Source organism: Fluoribacter dumoffii NY 23 (assembly GCF_000236165.1).
Lineage (GTDB): Bacteria > Pseudomonadota > Gammaproteobacteria > Legionellales > Legionellaceae > Legionella > Legionella dumoffii.
In genome coordinates this window covers 1,441,830-1,461,744 of sequence record NZ_CM001373.1, presented here as the reverse complement: position 1 = coordinate 1,461,744, position 19,915 = coordinate 1,441,830, and the positions used below count along the sequence as shown (strand labels likewise).

Below are 19,915 nucleotides of genomic sequence, written 5' to 3'. Positions count from 1 at the left end.
TGTTTTTAATGATTGGAAAACAGGTTACACTCGCTGTTCAGCGGACGTATTTTATTCAATATATTGAAGTATGATATTTAAGGAGTAATGAGTGAAAAAAATGCACAAACCTATAAGAACATTAGTTAACGCTGCTGTTATTAGTATTCTAGCTGCAGGCGGGGCACATGCAGCGGGATTCTCTTTATATGGCGAAGGTGCCGGATATGTAGTGGGTAACTATGCAGCTGGCTCGGCAGCAGAAGCGGCTGATGCATCAACAGGTTGGTATAACCCTGCGGGTTTAGCTTTACTTCGTGAGCAGCAAATAGTTCTGGGTGGCATTGGTATATTCCCCACTTTGAAAGTTGATGGTACAAGTACTTTTACTACTGCAACAGGACTTCCACCACCTTTTCCTCCTGTAGTTCAATACGTACAAAATTTTGATGGACTAGATGGCAGTTACAATGCTTTTGTTCCCTCATTCCATTATGCATTGCCTTTAGGTGAGCGTACTACTTTTGGTCTTAGCGTTACCGCCCCTTTCGGGTTGTCTACAGATTGGGCTCCTGACTCTCCAGTACGCTATTCAGCTACATACACTGAAATTCTGACCACTGACATTTCCCCTGAGCTTGGTACTCGACTGACTGAAAATTTCGCCTTGGGAGCTGGTCTTGATCTGCAATGGGCTCGCGCTAAATTTAATCAAATGATTGGTGCACCAACTCTTTTTCAGATTCTGCAAGAAGATCCTGCTACGGTTGACTCTTTAAGTTATAACAAAGCTAAATCCTGGGGAGTTGGCTTTCATGTTGGTGTAATGGGAATTTTTAATGATAATCACACTCGCATAGGTCTTAACTACCAATCAAAAATAAGACATGTATTCTATGGACACAGCCGTCTTTCTGGAATCCTGGCCAACAATGATTTTGAATTGGTATTCCCAGTATTACCTGCTTCAGCATCTCGTACAAATAACGACTTGTTTAGTGACCCTCAAGAATTTCCGGATGTAGTGACTTTAAGTGCTTATCAAGATATTAATGAGAAATTGGCATTATTAGGATCAGTAGTTTATACGGGCTGGCACGTTGTTAAAAACATTACATTGAATAATGTTGCTGTTCCTAACATTGGAACACCACCATTGTTCACAGTGACCCAAGCAAACATTACTTCTAATGTTCCGCAAAATTACCATGATGCATGGCGTGTTGCTCTTGGTGCCAATTATCATGTTAATCAGAAATTAATGCTTCGAGTGGGTGGTGGTTATGATCAGACACCAACCAATGATACAGATAGAAATATGCGTTTACCTGATGTGGATCGTTGGGCTATTGCTGTAGGGGCTCATTATCAATGGAGACCGAATGTCGGTGTGGATGTTGGATACACTCATTTGTTTGCTGGAGCTAAGCCAAATGTTGATTCATTCCAGCCTCTATCCCAAACATCAATCTACAATGTTGATGTAAATGACGGTCATTTTGCTGCTGATCTTGTAGGAGCTCAATTAACATGGGTTATTGATAAAGTGCCTGCAGCACCAACCAAATAATACCAGAAAAACTGATCGGTAAAAAAAGCCACTTCAAGTGGCTTTTTTTGTTTCCGGCAAGATTATGTGTTTCTTTATCTTTGCAAATTATGGATTCGACGTGCTGCCGATAGAGGAGATTCGTTTCTGACCTACCAGATTATCCTTTGGTAATAGTCGCTTCGCCAGGGCCATTTACAGTGAGGGTATATCCATTTCTTGAGAGATGTTTGGGAGTGATATCACCCGAATCAAGATCCATATGTACTTCACCCACTTCTACTGGGTTAGACGTATTAGTAGCCATTTTAATAATTGCTGTGCACTGTTTGCCGGTTGTATGTCCGTAACAGGCCAATTTTACTAAATTCCAATAAACTTTTTGTGTTGAGTTGCCAGCAGTGGGGTAAGCAGAAGGGACGCCTGCTATATAAGCATTAGATTCTTCCGGTGTTTTATTATGAGTAATTAAATATGCTGGGCTTGCAAAAGCTGTTACAGCACTTAAACTTAAAGCAATTGCTGAAAAACCTTTAAATATTAAATTCATTATATCTTTTTCTCCGTTTAATTATAATTGATTGGCAAGTGTTCATTTTCAATAAAACAAACGAAAACGCTCTGTTCTGAACCAATCGGCTTTTCTACATCTTTAAAACGCACCAAGAGTATATCGTAAAATAACTTAGTGTCTATCCTCATTGGCCTTAGCGTATGTAAAGTCTTATTAAAATCAGTTTTAAAATCTTATAATTTATTCTGATTCAATAAACGTGCAATATCCTTGGCAAAATAGGAAATAATAAAATCAGCACCGGCACGCTTTATACCAGTTAGACTTTCCATTATGGCTTGCTCTTCATTGATGAGATTGTTTTGAGCCGCAATTTTAATCATGGAATATTCACCGCTTACCTGATAAGCACAAAGGGGTACTTCAGGGAAGTTTTGTTTTAATTTTGCAATAATATCCAGGTAGAATCCGGCAGGTTTCACCATGATTACATCCGCTCCTTCTTCGAGATCTAACGCTGTTTCCCTAAGGGCTTCAGCGCCATTGGCTGGATCCATCTGATAACTTTTGCGATTGCCGAATTTTGGCGCTCCTTGTGCTGCTTCGCGAAAAGGTCCATATAGGCAGGAGCAATATTTCGCGCTGTAACTTAAAATAGGGACATGCTGGTATCCTTCGGCATCGAGCGCTTTACGGATTGCCTGCACCATACCATCGGTCATCCCGCTTGGCGCTACCCAATCAGCACCGGCTTTTGCATGGCTTACCGCTTGTTTTGCAAGCAAAGCCAAGGTCTTGTCGGTATCAATACACTCGCCATTGAGAGCACCACAATGTCCATGATCCGTGTATTCACAAAAACAAAGATCAGTAATAATCAAGATATCCTTGTTTACGGTGCGAATTTTTCTAATGGCTTGTTGGATAATTCCTTCTTGATTAAACGATTCACTGCCGTATCCGTCTTTATGCTTGGGGATACCAAATAAAAGTACGGCTGGAATACCCAAAGAACTGAGTGATTCAATTTCTCGGGGGAGGCAATCGAGACTTAATTGATATTGACCAGGCATTGCACTAATTTCTTGAGGCTCATTAATTAACTCACTAATAAATAAAGGAGCGATAAATTGCTGGGGATGGAGCCTTGTTTCTTTGACGAGGGCACGAGACATTGCACTGCTTCTTAAACGCGATAATCTTAATGGGATAGTGTAATCAGTCATGAAATGAATCCTGTTTTTTGTTGTTCCAGTGTCTCAAATTCTATTGGAATAGCCAGTTTGCATAATTAATTGAGGGGTATTTTAACATGAATCCAGTGAGCTGGGCGAATCTTCTCCATTAACCTCACGAATATACGCCTCTAAAGGGGAGAGGCGCTAGGAAATAGTTATTTTAAGTAGATTTTTTTTGTTTTTTTATTTTTTTATTGGAAGTATACAAAAAATCAATAGCACTACCGGTATCGCTGTTACTTATCTGAATACTGAAAAATCGGTTCAGCAAGTACCTTAGCGTTAACATATTGGTGTCTGTTTGAGAAAGGCCAATGTTATAGCTTAAATAAAGGCGTTTGGAAATTGATTTTCCAACTACGAAGGAAGTAGTATCACTTGAGGTGTTGGTGACTTGATTGTAGTTAGTATTTGTTTGTACATTAAAATCAATCCCTGCAGTTTGTTTCAATTGCTCTAATAGTTGCAGGCTGTTAGTGCTGCTGCCCAAATTCATAGAGGATATCGCGGCCAGCAGTAATTGTCCCCCAGCCTTACTAGCCATCTTTGCTGGACGTCCTAAAACGAGCATGGAAAGAATGTCTGCTTGGGAAAGAACTGCGGGCTCCGAAAACAACTGGATTTTGGGACGAACTAACCGGCCAGTCACTTCCACCCCTAATATCATCGTTTCTCCATAATTAATATTTTGTAGATTGGTGCTATTAAAATCTAAAAGTTGACTAGTGCTCGCCATGGTATTAGGTGTAGTACTTATTTTTTTTGCAGCACGGAGATTAATTCCCGGGTTGGAAACAGGCCCAGTAAAAATAAGTTCTCCTTGTTGGATGGCCAAATCTTGCCCATAAGCTTTATACATACCGTCTTTAACTGATAATTCCCCATATGCATTGATTGAACTTTCTCCGGATTGTTTTAAGTGGAGGCTCCCATCCAAATGACCTTTTAAACCTTTTACATCAACGGCTACTTCTTTTCCCATCTCCAGATCAATATCCATATTGTTAATGGGAGTAAAAGAAGGCGCTGGTTTCTCCTTACGCTTATACACAATGTCATCGGGTAAAGAAATGCTGTTATGGAATGATCGGGGCTTTATTTCCGCATAAGGAATTAAAATGCTGCCGGAAAGCAAGGTCTTGGGGGTTAAATTAAGTGTGAGTTTAGGGGATATATGAATTTTGTATTCACTTGTCTGAATTAATGGGAAATCATTTCCTTCCAGAGCAAATTCCCCGGAAAATTTTGGATTTAAATTCCCTTTTCCAGTAAGTGATAAATAATGTCCTGCACTTCCGATGGTACCCGATGTTTCCCAAAAGCGTCCTTTAGCGCGGCCATTCATTTCAAGAGTATCAATATTGATTCCCAGTTTAGGCATGGAAAAACTGGTTTTACTGAGGGTGATTTGACTTTCAATTATTTGTCTCTGCAAAGTCCCCCTTAGTTTTAAAGAGGCAACTAATTGTCCTTTGAGTTTGGTGATTTCCGGACTGATTTTTTCTAAAAAGTCCAATGATTTAATTTCCAATGAGACATCACTATTTATCGGCTGATTCTCTTTTAAACCGGTATCAAGTGCAAATCCAGGGAGTTTGAAATCCATGTTTAATAATTTATGCTCATCAATAGTGATAATTCCAGAGCCTTGAAGTTGTTTTGGTGAAAGAATTGCCTTGAGCGTTCCACCCCTGAATTGCAGGCGAGGTAGGGTATCATTATCTGGTACCTGGTAATAGCCAGGGGCAAGGGTAAGTAATAAATTTCCTTGATTCTTAGCTGTGATTTTACCTTGGGCTGATAAGCTGGTATATAATCGGGTTGGCTGATTTAAGGTGTTGGGAGATGGCCGTAGATTTGCATCAAATATCCATTGCCATGGCCATGTTCCCTGAATTTTGGCATCCACTAACCAATGCTCAGCGGGTTGCGTAATTACTTGAGAATGTATCGTGACTTGCATTTCAGGTAAAATCCCGCTAGCGGTGAGTGTACCTTTTTTACTGGCCATAATTTTATCTTGTTCGCTTTGCAACTGCATTCCCCGCCATTGAGCAGTCACGAATTGACTCTCCCGTAAAGAATGAGGTTGCCATTGAACGTCTAATTGTTCCATTTTTAACGTGAACGACTTATTTTGATACTCAAGGCCTCTTAAAACAAAGTGATTGAATAAGCTGCCCTCAATTTGTTGAATTTTAATGGTACCTGGAAGGTATAAACGACTGAATTGAATTAGGGTATGCAGACCAGGCTTGGTTTCTAATAGAAATAACACTATTCCGCCAAATAAAATAACAACCAAACAGCTTATATAAAGAGTTTTAACTAATAATCGAAGTGCTTTGGCCAAGAAACGTTTCATAAGTCAGGCCCCATGCTAATTACCAGGCGGGGGCCATTACTATCTCGCTGCCATCGACCATTAATTGCTTGTGCTAATCCGACTTTAATTGGACCTATAGGTGAAACCCACATTAAACCACCGCCTGCATCATAATAACTTTTTAGAGGAGAAGGGTTGTAAATTGCCCCTGCATCATAAAATGCAATTAAGTACCAATTTTTCTTCGTTTCTTTTTGAATTTCAAAACCAGCATAACTTATTATTCTGCTTGGACCTATTGAATTAAAACTAAATGCTTTTAAATTATCCGTTCCTCCTAAAAGTAATGCAAGTGATAATGGTTGTTGATTAATATCATTAATTGCGGTAAACCCTTGAATGGCATGCCCGTAAAGACGTAAACGGATTGGTTCAATTCGCATTGCTGCTTTCAAATCGAGGGAAGCCTGAGCAAAATTAATTGTAGATAGAAGGATTTGATTGGCAGCAAGGGCATTTAGTGTGATGTTATAGCCTGAAGGCGAAAAGAGGAGATCTTGTGTTTTGCTAAATGTTAAAGAAGCCTTGGGATAAAGCAGAAATTGTTTCGTATTCTCCTGAAATGCATAATGAAATCCTTCATAAAGGGTATTTAGGGATAACGTTCGCTGATAATCAGTTACCCGATGTTGTTGTGCAAGTGAGATGAGGAATGAGTTACTGTACCCTGCACTGTAATTTAAATTCGAAAAATTACCTGAGAGGGAATATTGATCATGGACAGGATCTGTTCCGGGAATAACATATTGGGCTTGCAAGGCGTTTTGCACAAAAGAACCCTGGGCCATAAGATTAAACTTGTGTCCTTGGCGATTGACAGGGACTACATGCAACGCAGCACGTCCACGAATTCCGGTATCGGTTCCATAACCTGCGCCCAGGGTATAAGAGTATTTTGATGCAGGTTCAGTATAAATTTTAATTGGGACAGTAGGGTCGTCCGTAATTTGAGGCTTTACCAGAACAGAGCTAAAATATCCGCTATTTGTCAGATCATTATTCAATTGCAGTATTTTATCACCAGAATAGACTTGTCCAGGATGAAAAGGCACAAAGCGATGCAATAACTTGGGATCAATATAAGTAGGGTTAAATTGTATTTGTCCAAAATAATAAAGAGGACCGGTTTCAAGAATCAATGTGATTTCTGCCGTATAATTCTCTTCATCAATCAAGATTTCACTTTTCGTAAAGCGTGCATGGAGGTAACCTTGAGTCTCCGCTGTATCCAGCAGTTTTAATTTGGTCTGCTCGTATTGTTCGGTAAAAAGGGGCATGCCTTGGGTTAAGGGCACATTTTTTATTGCCTTGCGCAGGAGCGCATTATGTGAGCCTTCGCCCATAATTTCGATATTTATCCGGGAAATCTTAATTTGAGGGCCGGGATGGATGCGTATAGACAATTGTTGTGCGTTTAATCTGTGTAGTTTAGCCTTTGCCTTAAAATAACCGAAGGGCTGGACTGCCTGAATTACTTGTTCTTGTAACTCCTCCAGAGTAAATTGGGCCAGAGGTTTTATTTTTTGTAATTCATCCAAACGCTTTTCGACGTTGGCCTCAACTTTTCCAGAAACACCATAAACAGTAATGGAGACCGAGTCATTATTTTTAGCAAATAATGCAAAACAGGTAATGAGAAGTATCAGATAGATTATTTTTTTCATGATAGTCTCAGTACTTGCTCCACCAAAAATATCCTCTTCCTGTTATTGATGCCTTTATGAATATACACTTAATCGAAACCCAGGGCTACACTTCCACTTGTTCCATATTTTTGAAGCGATAGATTAAATCAAGGGCCTCACGCGCACTCAATCGATCCGGATCAATTAGAGCCAGTTCGTTTAAAATAGGCGATTGAGACTGCTGCACATATTCAATTTGAGGTTTGGATATAATCGGGGGAGATTGATTTTGTATCTGCTTTAACTGGGTATGAGCAATCTTCAGTACTTCAGCCGGTATTCCTGCAAGCTCTGCCACTTCCAGGCCATAGCTTCGGTTAGCAGGACCAGGTTCTACCCGATATAAAAAGATAATACGCCCGGTATCCAATGAAGCTTGCAAATGAACATTCCTAATGCATGGCCATTGTTGGGGAAGGTGGGTCAACTCAAAGTAATGAGTCGAAAATAACGTGTATGCCTTGATGGTGGTAGCCAGATAAGTACAACTGGCATAGGCTAAAGCCATACCATCATACGTACTGGTACCGCGGCCAATTTCGTCAATTAATACAAGGCTTTCGTTAGTTGCCTGTCTTAATATTTGTGCTGTTTCCGTCATCTCCACCATGAATGTAGACCGTCCGGAAGCTAAATCATCGCTGGCGCCAATACGTGTAAAAATTCGGTCAATAGGTCCCAAGGTTACCGATTTCGCGGGTACGAAACTCCCCATATGGGCAAGGAGTACAATTAAAGCAGTTTGGCGCATGTAGGTGGATTTACCGCCCATATTGGGACCGGTAATGAGCAAAATATTTTGCGAAGGTTTGAGGTGAAGGTCATTGGCAATAAAACGTTCTTGCAGCAACTGTTCGATTACTGGATGGCGTCCGGCTTCAATGGAAATTTGTGATTCCGGGACTAGAGCGGGGCAGCACCAATTAAAATTTTGCGCTCGCTCTGCAAGAGTAACCAATACATCGAGTTTAGCCAGTTCTTGTGCTAATAATGTCAGTTCATTCAGATAATTTTGGATTTCCAGTAATAAATTTTCATACAACCACTTTTCCCGGGCCAAAGCTTTGACTTGTGCGGATAATACTTTCTCCTCGAATTGTTTCAATTCCGGGGTGATGTAGCGTTCCACATTTTTTAAGGTTTGTTTTCTGTGGTAATGAGGCGGAGCTTTTTCTGCCTGGGATTTGGAAAGTTCAATATAATAGCCTTGTACATTATTGAAGCCAAATTTCAGAGTAGACAAACCAGTCCTTTGCTTTTCTTCCAGTTCCAATTGCAAGAGCTTATCATTAGCGCGCGTGCTGAGTATTCTGAGCTCATCAAGTTCTTCATCAAAGCCAGACGCAATCACACCGCCATCACGAATCAATACGGGTGGATTTTCTATGATCGCTGATGAAAGCAATTGCTGTAATACCGGTAAGGGTTTAATGTTTTCTTTTAATTGAATTGTGAGCTCGCTCCGGTTATAGGCAAGCACTGAATTTAATTCCGGGAGTAATGCCAAAGTATGGTTTAAAGCCACCAAATCCCTTGGACGGGCTGATTTTAAGGCAATGCGAGAGGCAATTCGTTCTACATCACATACTTGTCTCAATAATTCATAGAGCGTCACCCCTTGTTGCAAATGCATAATCTCCTTTATGGCATTTTGACGGGATTTGATTTGGTTGTGTTGCTTGAGCGGTCGGCCTAACCACCGTCTGAGTAAACGGCTTCCCATGGAGCTTGCCGTTTTATCCAACAGGGATAATAAACTGTTTTCATGGCCGCCACTCATATTTTCAAATAATTCCAGATGCTTCTGAGTTGAGGCATCCAGTTGTAAGTAGTCCTGGCTTTTTTCCACAGTTAGGGTGGTTAAATGGGGGAGAGTTTGTTTTTGTGTGGTCTGTAAATAAGCCAATAGGGCGCCAGCAGCGACAAAAGCAGTAGCGTGGTCGTATTCACCAAAAGCTGTAAGATCATGTACTGAGAATTGCTCCTGTAGGAGTTTTTTCGCATGATCCATGCAAAACTCCCAACCGGGCCTTAATTTAATTGGAAAATTCACACAATACTCTTCCAGGGTGGATGCTTCTTGTAACAGTAATTCCGCAGGCTGGAGCCTTGTTAACTCTGCAGTAAGCTGGTTAATTTCCGTCAGCTCCATCAACTGGAACCTGCCGCTGCTGAGTTCAACCCACGCCAGGCCAATTTTTTGCTTTTGCTGGTGGATTGCCACTAATAAATTATCTTTTTTGGCATCTAAAAGTGCTTCGTCTGTTACTGTCCCCGGGGTAATGATCCGTGTTACCTGACGTGCAACAGGTCCCTTACTCGTGGCAGGATCTCCTACTTGTTCGCAAATAGCTATTGATTCACCTTTTTTGATTAGTCGGGCTAAATAATTTTCTACAGCATGATAGGGAACACCGGCCATGGGAATAGGTTTGTCAGCAGATTGGCCTCGATGAGTCAAAGTGAGATCCAATAATTGGGATGCTCTTTTGGCATCATCAAAAAATAGTTCGTAAAAATCACCCATACGATAGAACAAAAGCATATCAGGATATTCTGCTTTGATGCGTAAATATTGTTGCATCATTGGGGTATGGGAGGAAATTGTCATGAGGCTTGTATACTAAAGTTGAAGGTGCCGCGATTTTAGCAAAATCATTAAAAGTAGAGTAGGGCTATTTATATTCATCAAAAAGAAGGAGGTGTGTTATTCTTATCCCGGTTAAAATTGATGGATTTGCTTACATGAAGTTGATCAAAGAAAATTTATTGATTGTTTACAGGTACTTGGTAAAACAAACGGAGGATGCCAGCCATCAAATTACTTTGTTTGGTATTGTAATGATGATTAATTACCCACTCTTTGGTGTTTTTTGGAAATTGGAAAGTTTTCAAATGAGTGAGGAATTTTTTTTGCGCCTTACAGCTGTATTTCTTTGCGCCAGTTTGGCTGCAAATCGATTTTGGCCTCAGAGCCTGTTAAAATTTTTACCTGTATTCTGGTATTTGGTTTTATTATTCTGTCTACCTTATTTTTTTTGCTATTTGACCCTCATTAATCATTGCTCCACTTTATGGTTAATGAATTGTGTTTCGGCTATTTTTTTTCTTCTATTAGTAACCAGTGTTTTGGGAACGCTCATTCTTCTTTTTTTAGGATGCAGTCTGGCTTTCCTCTCTTATTTCTCGACCCATCAAATGCTGGAGTACATACCGGGAAGTATCTCCCTGTTCAGCTTATCGGCTACTTGTATCGCGGCACTCATAATAGGTGCCTTGTTTGCTCGAGATAAAGAAATTATTCATGCCGGACGACTTTCAGGTATGCGTATGCTGGCAAGCAGTATTGCCCATGATCTGCGTACCCCCTTAGCCAGTATTTATTTGCAAGCAGAGTTACAGGAGATTATCCTTAAAAAAATTAAAAATTCGGAAATTCGGAAAGATTTGCAGGAGAGCTTAAATAAAATTACCCGCGGGATAGAAACAAGTAATCGTCTCATTAGTATGCAGTTGAGTAACATCAAACATAACAAATTCAATACAAGCAATTTCACAATTCATCCCATCAAAAGTTTGATTGAAAAATCATTGGATGATTATCCTCTCAAGGAAACTCAAAAATCCCTAATCCAGGTAAGTTGTGAAAGCAACTTTTCAATATGGCTTGAGGAATTGGCATTCAAAAACCTTCTTTGGAATTTGCTAAAAAATAGTCTTGAATACATCGAAGAAATGGGTAAAGGCATCATTTCAATCTGGTTGGAGCAAGGGGAGGAGCAGGACAATTTTAATTACCTGCACGTCAAAGACACAGCCAGGGGAATGTATTCCAAGAACTTTGGAAAAGTTTTTGAAAGTTTTTATTCTGAACGTAAAGACGGAACCGGTTTGGGACTCGCTTATTGTAAATTATTGATGAAAGATGCAGGGGGGGATATTTCCTGTAAGGGGAAATTGAATGAGTTCGCGCATTTTATTGTAAAATTCCCCAAAATCGATTAGGTCCATTTACTTTCGGGTTTGAACTCCACTGTGCACAATGCATCCTCATGTAATTTGAATTAAGCGGGCAGGGCGAATACATGGGCTGACAAGTCACGCCACATTTGATTTTGATGTGTATAGATGAACTGAAATGATTGGATTATTTTCTCCGGATTGGTTTCCCATATCGGAAGGATTAATTCCAGGGCTGAATCAAAATGGGTTACGTGTGCGTGTACTTTAAAAAAAGTACAGGCATGCTGAGATAAATTAATCGACTTGGCCATTTGAACCAGGTATGAGTAATCCAGATTATCAAGGCGCTCATAAGCGGCAAAAGCAGCTATTCTTTCCTCTTCATCATGTTCTGAAAGCCAGCGCAGATGTCCTTTATTGAATTTTCTTGCAAAGGGCAGATAATTGGTTTCATTGACAATCTCATCATGAATATTTACCCCACACTCCTTGGCGAAACGTTCAAAGAGCATCTCATGGGAAAAGCGGGTTCCTATGCCCAATTCTTCATAAATATTATCCAAAATTATTTTTTTAGTGGAGTGGTTACAGGTAAAATTGGCAATGTACCAGGCAAAATCAATAAAATGACCCCTTAAATGATAAAAAATTGCAGCAAAAACTTTTTTTTGCTCAGAGTTCCAGCTCCATGTTTTTTTGGAGTCGAATAAAGGAATAGAGCTTATAGAGTGCCGGTAATCCGAATCGGCTTTATGAAGAAAATAATGCAAAGATTGGGAAACCTCGAAGCAGTTAGACATAATGTATTTTTATTTTGGGTGATGGGTTGTATAAGGGCATTGAAACCTTAGCATAGGGATAAATAAGGAGCAATTATTTTTGTAGAATTCTCTCTTTCAAGGCATGATAACTACCCCTAGCCTCAATAGTGAATCCTGGTATATTATCAATTACTTATAATTGAAATGGCAAAGGAATATGCTATGTTAACCCCAAAGGATGTCAAAACCATTGAAGATGCAAAACAAGTTGTTGAAGAGCGTCAGCTTTCTCATGTCAAAGTGGGCTTATTTGATGTAGACGGGGTCATGCTCGGCAAATATATGAGCCGTAATAAATTCTTCTCGGCCCTGGAGAATGGTTTTTCTTTTTGTGATGTGATTCTTGGATGGGATTCGAAAGATAAACTGTATGATAATGGCAAATATACGGGTTGGCATACAGGGTATCCTGATACATCCGTACGCATTCTGCCGGAAACCTGCCGTAATCTTGTTTTTGAAGAGAATCAGCTGCTATTCATGGCTGAATTTTCTGGAGAAGCAGAAAAACTATGTCCACGCGCCTTGCTTCGCCGGGTGGTTAATAAAGCAGATGCCATGGGGTTTGATGTCTATGCGGCATTGGAATACGAATTTTTTATGTTTGATGAAACGCCAGACACTATCCGTTCCAAAGGCTACCGTGATTTAAAACCGATGACACCCGATTTTTTCGGGTACTCAATAATTCGCAACACCGTGCATGCGGACTTATATCATCAAATTCTCAATATGAGCGAAAGTATGGATTTTCCTATTGAAGGTTTGCATGCGGAAACCGGTCCTGGGGTAATCGAAGCTGCTTTGGCTGTTGATAAAGCGACAGAAGCTGGAGACAAGGCAGCATTGTTTAAAACTTTTATGAAGGTTTTAGCGCAACGAAATAATAAATTAGCAACTTTCATGGCTAAATGGTCACCCGATTATCCAGGACAAAGTGGCCATATCCATCTCTCTTTACGTTTCAAAAATGGTAGGGAGAGCGCGTTTTACGATCCCACGATGAACCATAGCATGAGTAAAATTCAAAGACATTTCGTAGCTGGGCAACAAAAACTGATGCCAGAGTTTTTAGCGATGGTATCCCCGACGGTCAACAGCTTTTCCCGCCTTATCCCGGGATATTGGGCCCCAACTGATGCGACATGGGGGGTTGAGAATCGTACAACAGCATTACGTGTTATTCCAGGAAATGAAAAGTCGCAGCGGGTGGAATATCGCCTGGGCTCTGCCGATTCTAATCCTTATTTAGCTTTGGCTGCAGCCTTAGGTTCGGGGCTATATGGAATTGAACATGAACTGGAACCCTATCCTGAAATCAGAGGAAATTCATATACGCAACCGCATCAACCAGAGCTGGCATTGCCCCAAACCTTGTGGGAGGCTGCTGCTCGGCTCAGGAAATCAAAAGCTGCCCAGACTCTGTTTGGGGAGCCTTTTGTCGAGCATTTTGCAGCTTCTCGTGAATGGGAAGAGCGGGAGTTTCGACGCCATGTTACCGATTGGGAATTGGATCGTTACTTTGAAATTATTTAACCTGGATTGTTAGAAATCATGACTGATACTTTGAAAACTTACTCCCCTATAGATAATTCGCTCTACTTAGAGCGTCCCTTTGCAAAGGACAAGGAGATCGAGTTTGCTCTCGCCTGTGCATTAAAGGCAAAAAAACAGTGGGCCAATACGCCGTTGGCTGTTCGGGAACGCTATTGCAATCTTGCCGTGGATGTTCTGGTAGCGAATAAAGAAGAGATTGCCTGGGAAATTTGTTGGCAAATGGGAAGACCGATACGCTATGCTGCTGGAGAGATAAACGGCCTGGAGGAGCGTGCTCGCTATATGATTTCCGCAGCAAAAGAAGCACTTGCGCCACTTACGCTACCTGCAAAAACGGGATTTATTCGATACATTAAACGAGAACCGCTAGGGCTTGCTTTTGTAATTGCCCCCTGGAATTATCCTTATCTGACAGCAGTGAATTCAATTATTCCCGCTCTAATGGCAGGCAATGTTGTTTTACTGAAACATTCCGCACAAACACCTCTGGTTGCAGAACGCTTTGCCCAGGCATTTAAAGAAGCTAATCTCCCGGAAGGGGTTTTCCAGTATCTGGATTTAACTCACCCAGACACGGAAAAAGTGTTGAAGCATCCCGCAATAAACCACGTTGCTTTCACGGGTTCTGTGGCGGGAGGAGGGATGGTCGAACGAGCAACTGCAGGGAGTTTCTTGAGTATTGGTCTTGAGCTCGGAGGAAAAGATCCGGGTTATGTCCGGTTTGATGCAGATATTGATAAAGCGGTAGAAGCACTTATGGATGGGGCTTTCTTTAACTCGGGTCAATCTTGCTGCGGTATAGAGCGTATATATGTTCATAAAAATATATACGATCGATTTCTCGGTAAAGCAGTATCCCTAGTGATGCAATATAAGCTTGGGCGCCCAGATGATCCGGAGACCACTTTAGGACCACTTGTCCGACCCTCTGCAGCGGAATTTGTTCGTGCCCAGATCCAGGAGGCGTTAACCCAAGGTGCTGTGGCCCATATCGACCCCCAAAAATTTATATGGGACAAACCTGGCTCCGCCTATATGGCCCCCCAAATTTTAACAGAAGTAAACCATGAAATGAGAATTATGACTGAAGAAACATTCGGTCCAGTGGTTGGCATTATGCCTGTGGATAGTGATGAGGAAGCGATTTCCTTAATGAATGACAGCAAGTACGGTTTGACCGCAACCGTTTTTACTCAAGATATAGAGGCGGGAATCGCTATTGGGGAACAACTTGACACTGGCACATTTTTTATCAATCGATGCGATTATCTGGATCCGGCTTTAGCCTGGGCAGGGGTTAAACATTCTGGACGGGGATGTACGCTTTCTTCTATAGGATATGAGGTATTAACGCGACCCAAGTCTTTTCATTTAAAAACTGGCGACTAGAAAGGAATTCATGAAATGAGCACTTTATTATTAAAGGCGAACTGGAACTACCCCACTTCAATCAAAGTAGGAGCCGGGCGGGCACGAGAACTTATTGAGGCGTGTTCTAGCCTGGGAATAAAATCTCCCTTACTAGTTACAGACAATAACCTGGCAAAATTACCCATGATTGAAACGGCATTAATCCGCTGTCAGGAGGCCGGTTTACAATGTGCTTTATTTGCGGATATCAAAGCGAATCCTACAGGTGAGAACGTTTTGGCTGGTGTTGATGCTTATCGAAATGGACGCCATGATGGTGTTATCGCTTTTGGAGGAGGATCTGCTTTGGATGCGGCCAAAGCGATCGCCCTAATGGTGGGACAAAATCGCTCTTTATGGGATTTTGAGGACGTAGGTGATAATTGGCAGCGTGTGAATGTTACCCATATAGCACCTGTTATTGCCTTGCCCAGTACTGCCGGTACCGGTTCAGAGGTTGGACGGGCTTCGGTGATCACTGATACGCAACAACAACGAAAAAAGATTATTTTTCATCCCAAAATGATACCCTCTATAGTTATCCTGGACCCTGAATTAACCGTTGCTTTACCTCTACAGATTACCGCAGCAACAGGTATGGATGCATTATCTCATTGTCTGGAAGCCTATTCGGCTCCCAATTATCATCCAATGGCGGAAGGAATTGCCCTCGAAGGAATACGTTTAATTAAAAAACATCTACCACGAGTAATTCAAAATGGAAATGATTTGGACGCAAGAACTCAAATGCTTGTTGCCTCCATGATGGGCGCTACCGCTTTTCAGCGTGGCTTGGGTGCAATGCATGCTCTTGCACATCCTTTGGGAGCAATATATGACGCTCATCACGGCAGACTAAATGCCATTCTTATGCCTTATGTATTGCAAGCGAATCGGTCTGAAATTGAACAAAAAATAATTCGTTTGGCAAGTTACCTGGACATCGATAATGGATTTGATGGATTTTTAGACTGGATTTTGCAATTGCGTGAGAAATTAGGCATTGAACACAGCTTGTCAGAAATTGGAATTGATGCGCGGGATTTGGGCCGTATAGCAATTATGGCGACGGAAGACCCATCAGCTCAAAGTAATCCAATTCTTTTCACTGAGCAGCAATACAAAAATATTCTAACCGCTGCCATACATGGGGATTATAAGCATCACTTGGGAACTGTGGCAATCAGGTTGGCAGAGGGCACCTTAGGGGAATTATGAAGATCGGAATCTTGCAATGCGACCAGGTAGATACAGAATTGCTTGGGCAATTTGGCACTTATGCGGAAATGTATAACAAACTATTGCAAAAAGCGAAACCTGATTTGAGCTTTACTGTTTATGATGTTCGCCATAATGAATTCCCAACCCATATTCATAGTGCTGATGCGTACATCATCACCGGGAGCCGTTATGGGGTTAATGATGATCTTCCATGGATTACTGCACTTGAGGATTTTGTGCGGCATCTTCATGTGGCTGAGAAAAAAGCTATAGGAATCTGTTTTGGTCACCAGCTTATTGCAAAAGCGTTAGGTGGTAAGGTTGTTAAATCACCTAAAGGATGGGGAATTGGCGTAGCAACCAATAAAATGGTTCAACACAAATCATGGATGATACCCCCTCTGGAGGACCTAAGCATGACGGTTAGTCATCAGGATCAAGTTGTAGCTCTGCCTTCAGATGCAGAGGTTTTGGCGGCAAGTGATTTTTGTCCATTTTACATGTTGCAAATTGGCAATAATCTGATGACGGTACAAGGCCATCCTGAGTACAGCAAAAATTACATACAAGCGCTAATTGAAATTCGTAAACACAGACTAGGTAAAAAATTAACAGAGGAGGGATTAAAGTCATTACAGCAATCCTGTAATGACAGCGTATTTGCTCAATGGATTGTTAATTTTTTGAGCGTTTAATATTATGAAGGGCTTCCAGTCTCAAGTTTTTTATAGAAATATCAATAGGTCATGGTTGTATTTAAATTTATTTGCTAGAATCAAAGGGGATTTAAAAAAATATTAATCTTTTTAGGGAGAATGAAATGAAACGTATCGCTATAATTGCAGCAACTGGCTTTTTAGCACTTGCTTTAACGGCATGTGGCCAGGAAAACAACAAGCAACCTACTGCAGGAACAACTGATACCACTACAACAACACAACCTGCACCAAGTCAACCTGCTGAAACAAATCAAAATCAAACACAACACTAATTCTTTCACCTGGGTAAAGGCGAAAACCCTAAGCCCAGGATAAATTCTGGTGTATTTATGAGCTCCTTTGAACCTCTAATCAAAGAAATTGCTGCTATTTTAAAAAAAAATAATTGGCAACTGGTTACTGCTGAGTCATGTACTGGCGGCCTAATTGCAAGTTCCCTTACGGAAATTCCCGGGAGTTCAGTTTGGTTTGAACGAGGATATGTGACATACAGTAACCGGGCCAAAGAGGATTTATTATCCGTACCCAAGCAATTAATCGAGAAATATGGGGCAGTTAGTGAACCTGTGGCTCAAGCTATGGCAACTGGCGCCTTACACCACAGTGCGGGGCATATTGCTGTATCGGTTACAGGGATTGCAGGTCCAGATGGAGGTAGCCTTGAGAAACCTGTAGGCACTGTTTATTTAGGATGGGTAGCCCGAGACAGAAAACCTAAAGTGGTGCTAAAACAGTTCACTGGAAATCGGCAAACAATACGCTTGGCCGCATGCCAGGAAGCTTTATCAGGCATTCTTTCCTATATCAAAATGACTCAATAGGGCAGCACTGATATTAAAAATCCATTCCTTATTTATTTTAAAACCACGTATAAATCCTCAGCTACCTGTTGCATTCTTTTTTTCTCTTCCTGTTGAAAGCGGGTAGTAACATTCAATCTTGATTCTTCTTGTGTAGGAAAAAAGAGATGCTTAGAGACATTGGAAATATTCACTACTACCCGAGCTGCGTATAATGAAGTAGATAGGATATTAGTAACTGGCGACAGTAGTTCATTTTTGCTTTGCATAAGATACGTCACTTAAAAAATACAGGATTATCATATTATAACATAATGAGCAATACCCAATCAATTTGTATTTGTTTTGATTTGAAGGGCGGGAGATTTTCCCTATCAACGAATGTTAAGTGGGGATGTGTGTGCGAAATAATTTAATCTAATATTTCGACTCAATAAAGGTTGCATACTTAAAAATACAGAATCACCTTTGCTGGTTTTAATCTGTTCAAAAAAACTCTTTTAATCCGGTGAATCAGTTTGCTGCTTGTTCCTATCTGTGTGATAATTTTACCCTTGCATAACTACCTGGAAAATATTATGGAAGAAAATAAACAAAAAGCATTATCAGCTGCCCTCTCGCAAATTGAACGTCAATTTGGTAAAGGATCAGTGATGCGTATGGGTGACAGCAACGTCTCCCGAGATATAGAAGCCATTTCAACAGGCTCTTTAGGACTAGACATTGCATTAGGGATTGGTGGTTTACCTAAAGGACGTATTGTTGAAATTTATGGACCTGAATCCTCTGGTAAAACCACATTAACCTTACAAGTTATTGCCGAGTGTCAAAAAATGGGTGGTACGGCTGCATTTATTGATGCAGAACATGCATTAGATCCAAGCTATGCGCAAAAACTGGGTGTTAATGTAGATGAGTTATTGGTTTCTCAGCCAGATACTGGGGAGCAAGCTCTGGAAATTACCGATATGCTGGTACGCTCAGCGGCTGTGGATGTAATTATTGTCGACTCTGTTGCTGCGTTGACCCCAAAAGCGGAAATTGAAGGGGAAATGGGGGATTCACATGTTGGTTTACAAGCGCGGCTCATGTCACAAGCTTTGCGTAAATTGACTGCTAATATTAAACGCTCCAACACACTAGTTATTTTTATTAACCAGATCCGTATGAAAATTGGCGTTATGTTTGGTAGCCCTGAAACAACTACTGGTGGTAACGCATTAAAATTCTATGCTTCTGTTCGTTTAGATATCCGTCGTATTGGGTCGATTAAGAAAGGTGAAGAAATTCTAGGCAGTGAAACACGAGTTAAAGTAGTAAAGAACAAAGTAGCCCCACCCTTTAAAATGACGGAATTTGATATTTTATACAATGAAGGGATTTCCCGCGAGAGCGAAATTATCAATTTGGGTGTCCAACTCAACCTGATCGAAAAATCCGGAGCTTGGTACAGTTATAAAGGAGAAAAAATTGGCCAGGGCAAAGATAATGTTCGCTTGTATCTGAAAGAAAACTCTCAAATTGCAGCAGCCCTTGAGCAGCAAATTCGCATGGAGCTCTTGGAGAAAAAATTGCCTATGCTTGCGTCAGCCAGTGCGGATGAATTTGAGGCAGTTGATGACTAAAGCATTTACTAGTGCTATGCGCCTGCTCTCCAGGCGCGAACACAGTGCACTGGAGCTTTGTGATAAATTACAAAAAAAAGGATATAGTGCAGCGGAAGTAAAAAAAGCATTGGATGAATGCCAACGCCTGGATTTACAAAGTGATCGACGTTTTGTAGAAACGTACTGTCATTCACGCATCCGCCAAGGTTATGGGCCTTTAAAAATAAGCCAGGAATTAAGTAGTAAAGGGATAGATAGGGAATTAATACAACAATTCTTGCAGCAAGAAGAGGATAATTGGTTGACCTATGCTTTGGATGTTTGGCATAAAAAAAGTAAAGGGGAACTCAATCTGTCTTTCGACGAACTGCAAAAACAGCAGCGTTTTTTGCTCTATCGTGGATTTGGAATGGATACCATTGCTCAAGTTAAAAAAGAATTGAAAACATAATGAAACCGTAGCCTC

At 40.9% G+C, this 19,915-nt stretch carries 16 protein-coding genes; 10 read left to right on the top strand and 6 right to left on the bottom strand.

Annotation, left to right across the window (positions count from 1 at the left end):
* Positions 1–91: 91 nt before the first annotated feature.
* Positions 92–1,549, top strand: a complete 1,458-nt coding sequence (locus KYQ_RS06615; RefSeq protein ID WP_010653346.1) for an OmpP1/FadL family transporter — start codon at positions 92–94, stop codon at positions 1,547–1,549.
* Positions 1,550–1,688: 139 nt separating this feature from the next.
* On the opposite strand, the gene KYQ_RS06610 is transcribed toward KYQ_RS06615, so the two are convergent.
* The 5 genes from KYQ_RS06610 to mutS all read right to left on the bottom strand — a co-directional run bounded on the left by KYQ_RS06610 (position 1,689) and on the right by mutS (position 9,962).
* On the bottom strand, positions 1,689–2,078 hold the full coding sequence (locus tag KYQ_RS06610) for a hypothetical protein (RefSeq protein ID WP_010653347.1): 390 nt from the start codon (positions 2,076–2,078) through the stop codon (positions 1,689–1,691).
* Between the two features lie 197 nt (positions 2,079–2,275).
* Positions 2,276–3,268 carry a porphobilinogen synthase gene (hemB, locus tag KYQ_RS06605; RefSeq protein WP_010653348.1) on the bottom strand — a complete coding sequence of 331 codons (993 nt, stop codon included), beginning with the start codon at positions 3,266–3,268 and terminating at the stop codon, positions 2,276–2,278.
* Positions 3,269–3,440: 172 nt separating this feature from the next.
* The gene (locus tag KYQ_RS06600) at positions 3,441–5,645 is read right to left on the bottom strand and encodes a translocation/assembly module TamB domain-containing protein (protein WP_010653349.1); all 2,205 of its coding nucleotides are present in this window, start codon (positions 5,643–5,645) and stop codon (positions 3,441–3,443) included.
* Positions 5,642–7,330, bottom strand: coding sequence for an autotransporter assembly complex protein TamA (locus KYQ_RS06595; RefSeq protein WP_010653350.1), 1,689 nt, complete (start codon positions 7,328–7,330; stop codon positions 5,642–5,644). Before KYQ_RS06595 ends, KYQ_RS06600 begins: the two co-directional genes overlap by 4 nt.
* Positions 7,331–7,415: 85 nt before the next feature.
* Positions 7,416–9,962 carry a DNA mismatch repair protein MutS gene (mutS, locus tag KYQ_RS06590; protein ID WP_010653351.1) on the bottom strand — a complete coding sequence of 849 codons (2,547 nt, stop codon included), beginning with the start codon at positions 9,960–9,962 and terminating at the stop codon, positions 7,416–7,418.
* 134 nt (positions 9,963–10,096) lie between these two features.
* Between mutS and KYQ_RS06585 the strand changes: the two genes are divergently transcribed.
* Positions 10,097–11,356 (top strand): sensor histidine kinase, encoded by a 1,260-nt coding sequence (locus KYQ_RS06585; RefSeq protein ID WP_010653352.1) that lies wholly within the window; start codon positions 10,097–10,099, stop codon positions 11,354–11,356.
* Between the two features lie 59 nt (positions 11,357–11,415).
* Here KYQ_RS06585 and KYQ_RS06580 read toward each other — a convergent pair whose 3' ends face one another.
* Positions 11,416–12,114: an iron-containing redox enzyme family protein gene (locus tag KYQ_RS06580; RefSeq protein WP_010653353.1), complete on the bottom strand. Its 699-nt coding sequence runs from the start codon at positions 12,112–12,114 to the stop codon at positions 11,416–11,418.
* Positions 12,115–12,297: 183 nt separating this feature from the next.
* On the opposite strand from KYQ_RS06580, the gene KYQ_RS06575 reads away from it, so the two are divergent.
* The 8 genes from KYQ_RS06575 to recX all read left to right on the top strand — a co-directional run bounded on the left by KYQ_RS06575 (position 12,298) and on the right by recX (position 19,900).
* Complete coding sequence (locus tag KYQ_RS06575; protein WP_010653354.1) at positions 12,298–13,671, top strand: glutamine synthetase family protein; 1,374 nt, start codon at positions 12,298–12,300, stop codon at positions 13,669–13,671.
* Between the two features lie 18 nt (positions 13,672–13,689).
* The gene (locus tag KYQ_RS06570) at positions 13,690–15,081 is read left to right on the top strand and encodes an aldehyde dehydrogenase family protein (protein ID WP_010653355.1); all 1,392 of its coding nucleotides are present in this window, start codon (positions 13,690–13,692) and stop codon (positions 15,079–15,081) included.
* Between the two features lie 15 nt (positions 15,082–15,096).
* On the top strand, positions 15,097–16,320 hold the full coding sequence (locus KYQ_RS06565) for an iron-containing alcohol dehydrogenase (protein ID WP_010653356.1): 1,224 nt from the start codon (positions 15,097–15,099) through the stop codon (positions 16,318–16,320).
* Entirely contained in the window at positions 16,317–17,018 is a 702-nt protein-coding gene (locus KYQ_RS06560; RefSeq protein ID WP_010653357.1) for a GMP synthase, read from the top strand. Before KYQ_RS06565 ends, KYQ_RS06560 begins: the two co-directional genes overlap by 4 nt.
* 125 nt (positions 17,019–17,143) lie before the next feature.
* Positions 17,144–17,314, top strand: coding sequence for a hypothetical protein (locus tag KYQ_RS19300; RefSeq protein WP_010653358.1), 171 nt, complete (start codon positions 17,144–17,146; stop codon positions 17,312–17,314).
* Positions 17,315–17,371: 57 nt separating this feature from the next.
* Positions 17,372–17,863, top strand: coding sequence for a CinA family protein (locus KYQ_RS06550; RefSeq protein ID WP_010653359.1), 492 nt, complete (start codon positions 17,372–17,374; stop codon positions 17,861–17,863).
* Between the two features lie 557 nt (positions 17,864–18,420).
* On the top strand, positions 18,421–19,467 hold the full coding sequence (gene recA / locus KYQ_RS06545) for a recombinase RecA (protein ID WP_010653361.1): 1,047 nt from the start codon (positions 18,421–18,423) through the stop codon (positions 19,465–19,467).
* A complete protein-coding gene (gene recX, locus KYQ_RS06540; RefSeq protein ID WP_010653362.1) occupies positions 19,460–19,900 on the top strand; it encodes a recombination regulator RecX in 441 nt (146 codons plus the stop codon). Before recA ends, recX begins: the two co-directional genes overlap by 8 nt.
* Positions 19,901–19,915 lie beyond the last annotated feature (15 nt).